Source organism: Nonomuraea turcica, assembly GCF_030718205.1.
In the GTDB taxonomy this organism is placed as follows: Bacteria; Actinomycetota; Actinomycetes; order Streptosporangiales; family Streptosporangiaceae; genus Nonomuraea.
On the sequence record NZ_JAUZQF010000068.1, the window covers coordinates 1 to 5,737 of the forward strand.

At 67.4% G+C, this 5,737-nt stretch carries 8 protein-coding genes; 6 read left to right on the forward strand and 2 right to left on the reverse strand.

All coding sequences use genetic code 11. The features are described 5' to 3' along the window. Window positions 1-118 precede the first annotated feature (118 nt). Window positions 119-376 carry a pyridoxamine 5'-phosphate oxidase family protein gene (locus Q9G87_RS60090; RefSeq protein WP_305925649.1) on the reverse strand — a complete coding sequence of 86 codons (258 nt, stop codon included), beginning with the start codon at window positions 374-376 and terminating at the stop codon, window positions 119-121. Continuing rightward, window positions 373-831: a pyridoxamine 5'-phosphate oxidase family protein gene (locus Q9G87_RS60095; protein ID WP_371826030.1), complete on the reverse strand. Its 459-nt coding sequence runs from the start codon at window positions 829-831 to the stop codon at window positions 373-375. The genes Q9G87_RS60090 and Q9G87_RS60095 overlap by 4 nt, the downstream gene beginning before the upstream one ends. 32 nt (window positions 832-863) lie before the next feature. On the opposite strand from Q9G87_RS60095, the gene Q9G87_RS60100 reads away from it, so the two are divergent. The 6 genes from Q9G87_RS60100 (at window position 864) to Q9G87_RS60125 (ending at window position 5,374) form a co-directional block, all read left to right on the forward strand. Continuing rightward, complete coding sequence (locus Q9G87_RS60100; RefSeq protein WP_305925650.1) at window positions 864-1,034, forward strand: hypothetical protein; 171 nt, start codon at window positions 864-866, stop codon at window positions 1,032-1,034. Window positions 1,035-1,106: 72 nt separating this feature from the next. Then, window positions 1,107-2,480 carry a cytochrome ubiquinol oxidase subunit I gene (locus Q9G87_RS60105; RefSeq protein ID WP_305925651.1) on the forward strand — a complete coding sequence of 458 codons (1,374 nt, stop codon included), beginning with the start codon at window positions 1,107-1,109 and terminating at the stop codon, window positions 2,478-2,480. A 12-nt stretch (window positions 2,481-2,492) separates the two neighbouring features. Beyond that, complete coding sequence (gene cydB, locus Q9G87_RS60110; RefSeq protein ID WP_305925652.1) at window positions 2,493-3,461, forward strand: cytochrome d ubiquinol oxidase subunit II; 969 nt, start codon at window positions 2,493-2,495, stop codon at window positions 3,459-3,461. 34 nt (window positions 3,462-3,495) lie between these two features. After that, window positions 3,496-4,410, forward strand: a complete 915-nt coding sequence (locus Q9G87_RS60115) for a radical SAM protein (protein ID WP_305925653.1) — start codon at window positions 3,496-3,498, stop codon at window positions 4,408-4,410. Further along, window positions 4,407-4,850, forward strand: a complete 444-nt coding sequence (locus Q9G87_RS60120) for a hypothetical protein (RefSeq protein ID WP_305925654.1) — start codon at window positions 4,407-4,409, stop codon at window positions 4,848-4,850. The genes Q9G87_RS60115 and Q9G87_RS60120 overlap by 4 nt, the downstream gene beginning before the upstream one ends. Further along, the gene (locus Q9G87_RS60125) at window positions 4,763-5,374 is read left to right on the forward strand and encodes a hypothetical protein (protein ID WP_305925655.1); all 612 of its coding nucleotides are present in this window, start codon (window positions 4,763-4,765) and stop codon (window positions 5,372-5,374) included. Before Q9G87_RS60120 ends, Q9G87_RS60125 begins: the two co-directional genes overlap by 88 nt. Window positions 5,375-5,737: the final 363 nt, after the last annotated feature.

Here is a 5,737-nt window from a genome sequence, read left to right on the forward strand (position 1 = left end):
ACCGACATGCCGATCAGCTGAGCCCGTTCACTCTCCGATAAGCGGATCTCCACCGCAGCTGGTCCGGGAGGCGTCATAGCCATCACCATACGGACTTACCTGGCGAATTTCAGGCGGATCACACTAGGTGGGTGACCGGGTTGATATCGTCGGCCTCGTAGGCGACCACGGTCACCAAGCCTTGGACGGCCGAGACCACGGCCGCGCCCACATGGCTGCGGATGATCACCTGGCCGTCGTCCAGCAGGTGATTGACCGGCCGGATGTCCGGCAAGGCCTGGGAGGTGAACACGATCCTGCCCAACGACACCTCCCCCAGCCGTTGCAGAGCCTCCGCCGGTGGCAAGGGCTTGACCACCCGTTCCTGCATGCTCATCGCGTCGCGCCGGCGTCCGGGGCGCTGACGGAGAACCCTGTGACCAACTCGGGGTGGATCCGCATCACCACATCGATCTGCTCGCCTGGCCAGGGCTGAAGCCTGTGCCGGGCCTGATGCAGCTCCTGCGGGTCCTCTACCAGCCCGGCCCGTCCGGAGAGCACGACACTCCAGCCCAAGCGCGTGGCGACATCCAGCACATCCGCTTCGTACACCACGTGGGAGAAGCGTTGGACAAGGGCGGTGATCTCAGGGACATGGGAAAGGCCGATAAGCAGGCATTCCCCGTCCGTGATGTGACTGACGAGGAAAATGGTCGGCTTCGCCCGACTGATGAACACGATCCTGCCGAAGGTCACGTTCCGGAGAAGTCGAAGCCCCTCAACTCGGGACAGTTCCCTGCTGACGGGCGCAGGTGGAGTGGGTGGACATCGCACGGCTCCACGTTCCCGCACCCTACGTCGCTGTCGGTAGGGTCCAAAGTCCCTTGTTTGATCTCGCCGCCGATGGTCCGTTCTCTGATTTTGGCCCAGAAGTACGCGGGCCCGGCATGGGCGGCGACGTCTCCGTGGCGGAGGTGGTGACACCCGCGCCGCTGATCGTGCGGCCGGGCGTCGACCTGGACTTGGCTTTCGACGTGTTCAGAGGGGAGACCTGAGGACTAAGGTCCCATCGGGCCAGGGTCGGTCGGCTCTATGGTCGTGGCTGCTCGTACTCGACGCTGGCGGGCATGGATGTCTTGGACCTTTCCCGCTGGCAGTTCGGCATCACGACCGTCTACCACTTCCTGTTTGTGCCGCTCACCATCGGGTTGTCGATCATCGTGGCAGGGCTGCAGACGGCCTGGTACCGGACGAAGAAGCCGGAGTATCTGCGGCTGACTCGGTTCTGGGGGCGGCTGTTCCTGATCAACTTCGCGATGGGCGTGGTGACCGGGATCGTGCAGGAATTCCAGTTCGGCACGAACTGGAGTGACTACTCCCGCTTCGTCGGTGACGTGTTCGGGGCGCCGCTGGCCATGGAAGGGCTCATGGCGTTCTTCCTGGAGTCCACGTTCCTCGGACTGTGGATCTTCGGGTGGGACAAGCTGTCACCCCGGCTGCATCTGGCCACGATCTGGCTGGCCGCGATCGGCACCAACATCTCTGCCTATTTCATCCTCGCGGCGAACTCGTGGATGCAGCATCCGGTCGGCTACCGCATCAACAACGGCCGCGCTGAACTGACCGACATCTGGGCCGTCCTCACCAACTCGACCACCCTCGTCACGTTCCCGCACGTGATCTTCGGGGCGTTCCTGACGGCGGCTGCGTTCGTGCTGGGCATCAGCGCCTGGTTTCTGCTCAAGAAGCGGGATGTGACATTGTTCCGGACCTCGGCCCGGCTGGCGCTGGTTGTCGGGCTCGTCTCGGCGGTCGGGGTGTCGTTCTCCGGTCATTGGCAGGCGCAGATCATGACCGAGCAGCAGCCGATGAAGATGGCCGCCGCCGAAGCCCTGTGGGAGGACGAGAGCGCGGCGGGGTTCTCGCTGTTCGCCGTCGGCGACGTCGAGAACGGCCGCAACCACATCAACCTGCAGATCCCGTACGGGCTGAGCCTGTTGTCCACCAACACCCTGGACGGGAAGGTCGAGGGCATCAACGATATCCAGGCTCGCTACCAGGCTCTCTACGGCCCAGGCGATTACCTGCCGGTCGTCGGCCTGGCGTACTGGTCGTTCCGTCTGATGATCGGCTTCGGGGCGCTGTCGGCGCTGCTGGCTCTTGCTGGGCTCTGGCTGACCAGGCGCGGCCGGTTGCCGGCGAGTCGCTGGGCTTACCGGCTGGCCATTGCCGGGATTGGGCTGCCGTTCCTGGCCAACACCCTGGGCTGGATCTTCACCGAGATGGGCCGCCAGCCGTGGACCGTCTTCGGCCTGATGAGGACCGCCGCGGCCGTCTCGCCGGGCGTGGACGTGGCGTCGGTGGCGATCACGCTGGTCGGCTTCACCCTCGTCTACGCCGTGCTGGCCGTCATCGAGGTGCGACTGCTGATCAAGTTCATCCGCATCGGGCCGCACGAGGAGTCCGCACCTGAAGAGCCCGTTCCCGCCCTGAGCTACTGAAGGATTGCCACGATGGAACTCACTACTGTCTGGTTCGTACTGATCGCCGTATTGTGGACCGGCTACTTCGTTCTCGAGGGGTTCGACTTCGGCGTCGGCATCCTGCTGCCCTTCCTCGGCAAGGGGGAGGTGGAGCGGCGCACCATCGTCAAGACCATCGGCCCGGTCTGGGACGGCAACGAGGTGTGGCTGCTGGTGGCCGGCGGCGCGACGTTCGCCGCCTTCCCCGAGTGGTACGCCACCCTGTTCAGCGGCTTCTACCTGCCGCTGTTCCTCATTCTGCTGGCCTTGATCGCGCGTGGGGTGGCGCTGGAGTACCGGAGTAAATCCGACAGCACGCGCGGCTGGGACCGGGCCTTCTTCTGGGGCTCGCTAGGGCCTGCCTTCCTGTGGGGTGTCGCCTTCGCCAATATCGTGCGCGGCGTGCCCCTGGATGCCGACCACGAGTACACCGGCACCCTGCTGACCCTGCTCAACCCGTTTGCGTTGCTCGGCGGGCTGGCCACGCTGCTGCTGTTCACGCTGCACGGCGCGATCTTCCTGACCCTGCGCACTACTGGTGAGCTGCGCCAGGGCGCCTCGCGCATGGCCAAGAGCCTGGCCCCGGTGACGATCCTCGTGGTGATGGCCTTCCTGCTGACTTCCGGCGGCAACAGGTCAGCCTGGTGGACGGCGGTGGCGCTGGTCGCACTCGGCCTGATCGGCGCCCTGGCCGCGACGTTGCGTGGCCGTGACGGGTGGGCGTTCACTGCCAGTGCGCTCGCCGTGGGCGCCGTCGTGGCCGCCCTGTTCAGCGGGCTGTGGCCGAACGTGCTGCCCGCCCTCGACCCGGTCAACAGCCTCACCGTGACCAACGCCGCCTCCACCCCGTACACGCTGACGGTGATGACCTGGGTCGCGGCCATCTTCACCCCTGTCGTCCTGGCCTACCAGGCGTGGACGTACTGGGTGTTCCGCCGCCGCCTCACCGGCGCGATCTGACGAGCTGACGTTGACCGCCGGCCACAAAGCTCGAATGGAGGCAACGGTCAGTGCGACGCAAGCGGCGGCCACCGCCGGGCCGACGGCGTTTCACGTCATGGCCAAGCCCGTCGGTGCACTCTGCAACCTGGACTGCGAATACTGCTATTTCCTGTCCAAAGAGCAGCTGTACCCCGGTCGACGGGCTCACATGTCAAAGGACGTGCACGAGGCGTGGATTCGGCAACTGCTGCAGGGCCACGGCGACGGCGAGGTAGTGGTCGCGTTCCAGGGGGGCGAGCCGACCCTGATGGGCTTGGACTTCTTCCGCCGCACCATCGAGCTGGAGCGCGAGTTCGCCCGACCGGGCCAACAGGTGCTGAACACCCTGCAGACCAACGGCACGCTGCTGGATGACACCTGGGGAGAGTTCCTCGCCGAGCACGACTTCCTCGTCGGCATCTCCATCGACGGCCCGCGTGAGCTGCACGACGCCTACCGCGTCGACAAAGGCGGAAAACCGACCTTCGAACGGGTGATGCGCGGCCTGGACGTGCTCCGCCGGCACCGGGTGGAGTGGAACGCGCTCACCACGGTACACGCCGCCAACGCCGAGCACGGCCGCGCCGTCTACACGTTCCTGCGGGACGACTGCGGGGCCACCTTCACCCAGTTCATTCCCATCGTCGAACGGACGGCGCCGGAGCTGCTGCTGCCGGTCCAGGCGCTGGTCGACGAGCACGAGGAGTTCAACCGGTCGCTGAGCGCCGCCGCGGCCGCCGCCGGGCTGTTGCCGTACATCGGGGTGGCGCTGGAGGCGCTGCTGCGGAACATGCTGGAGGAGTCCGAGGACCTGCACGGTCGCACCTGCCTGGCGGCCGACGGGCAGATCGTGATAGCCAGGAGCAACGCCGCCACCGAGCTGGCCATAATCCAGCGCGCCGAGGCCGTGCGCCGGATGCTGGCATGAGCGACGACCCGCTGGTCGCGATGGGCGCGCCGCTGCTGCCGGTCGAGCAGCCGCGCGACGTGCCGGCCGGCGACAATCTCACGCTGCTGGCGCGGGGCGCGGCCTTCCACCGCGACCGGGAGGCCGAAATGGCGATCGCCCAGCGGCCCGCCCGCAACGAGGCCGGCCCGGCGGCGCAGGCGTTCGACGCGCACTCGGCAGGCACCGCCGCGCGGGCCGCCGACCTGGGCCGGCGGATGGAGATCGCGTACGGTGGAGTCGAGGTGGTGGCGCTGGTCGCGGCGGCGGGCGGAGCGGCCTACCTGTTCTACGCCGCTTACGCCGGCATCGCCCGCCAGGTGACCCCCAGTCGGTGCCCGCCGTGCAGGCCGCCGCCCTGCGCACCGACGGCCAGATGCAGTTGGCCATGCGCAAGATCGCCGAGGCGTTCGACCGGCTGAAGAAGCATCCACTGCGGTCTGGCGGGTCGGCCCGCCCGGGCGGCGGGCCGACCCCCGAGAACATCGTCCGGCGCCACCTCGGCGCGGTGCGCGGCACGCTGGAGACCGCGCAGCGCGCTGCCAAGGAGGCCCGCAGGACGCTGGAGGTGAGCCACGTCCGCGTCAGGAAGACGATCGCCACCACGCGGTCCCGCTACCCGCACAACGTGGGCGACTACACCGTCCGCTACACCGACGGCTGGAACCGGCATCCCCTTCTGTCGCCCGCAGATCGGGAGGCCATGGTGGCCGCCCGCAATGGCCTGCGCGAGCAAACCGAGCTGGTCGGCCACGCGGGAGAGCGGCTCGGGGTGGCCCGCCGCCAGATCGACGACACTCTCGCCGTGACGCGCGGCGAGGAGGCCGCGCGCTTCCGCCAGCTTCGGTTCGAGGCGGACGGCCTGGCCAGCGAACACGAACGGCTGAGCGAGCGCCTGCGGGTGCTCGCACAGCGCTACGACGGCCGGGAAGGCTCCCCCGACTAGGCGGGTGAAGTGGTCGGGATCGGGCTGCTTGCCCCACCGAATGCGTAGGTCCTGGTGGACGAGCACTCGCTACAGCGCGGGAAGCATGCGGCCACCGTCGCGCCAGCGTGAAATGATCTGCTGCGAGGTCGGCCGTGAGCCCGGTTTGGCTTGGAGCTTGAGCGCGTACCTCAGTCTGGTGCCGGGGGCGGTCGAAGGTTGTTCTTACAGTCCCTCCCATGGCGGGGGCGGCGCTAAACTTGTTCTTTATCCTCCGGATTGTTGTGCTGAGCGGGGTTTGATCGTTTCGGGGACAGCAAGACGGCCTTGAGTGATCATGTGCGGTGTCGAGTCGCTAGTGATCGCTACAAGGCCGTGAGGGTG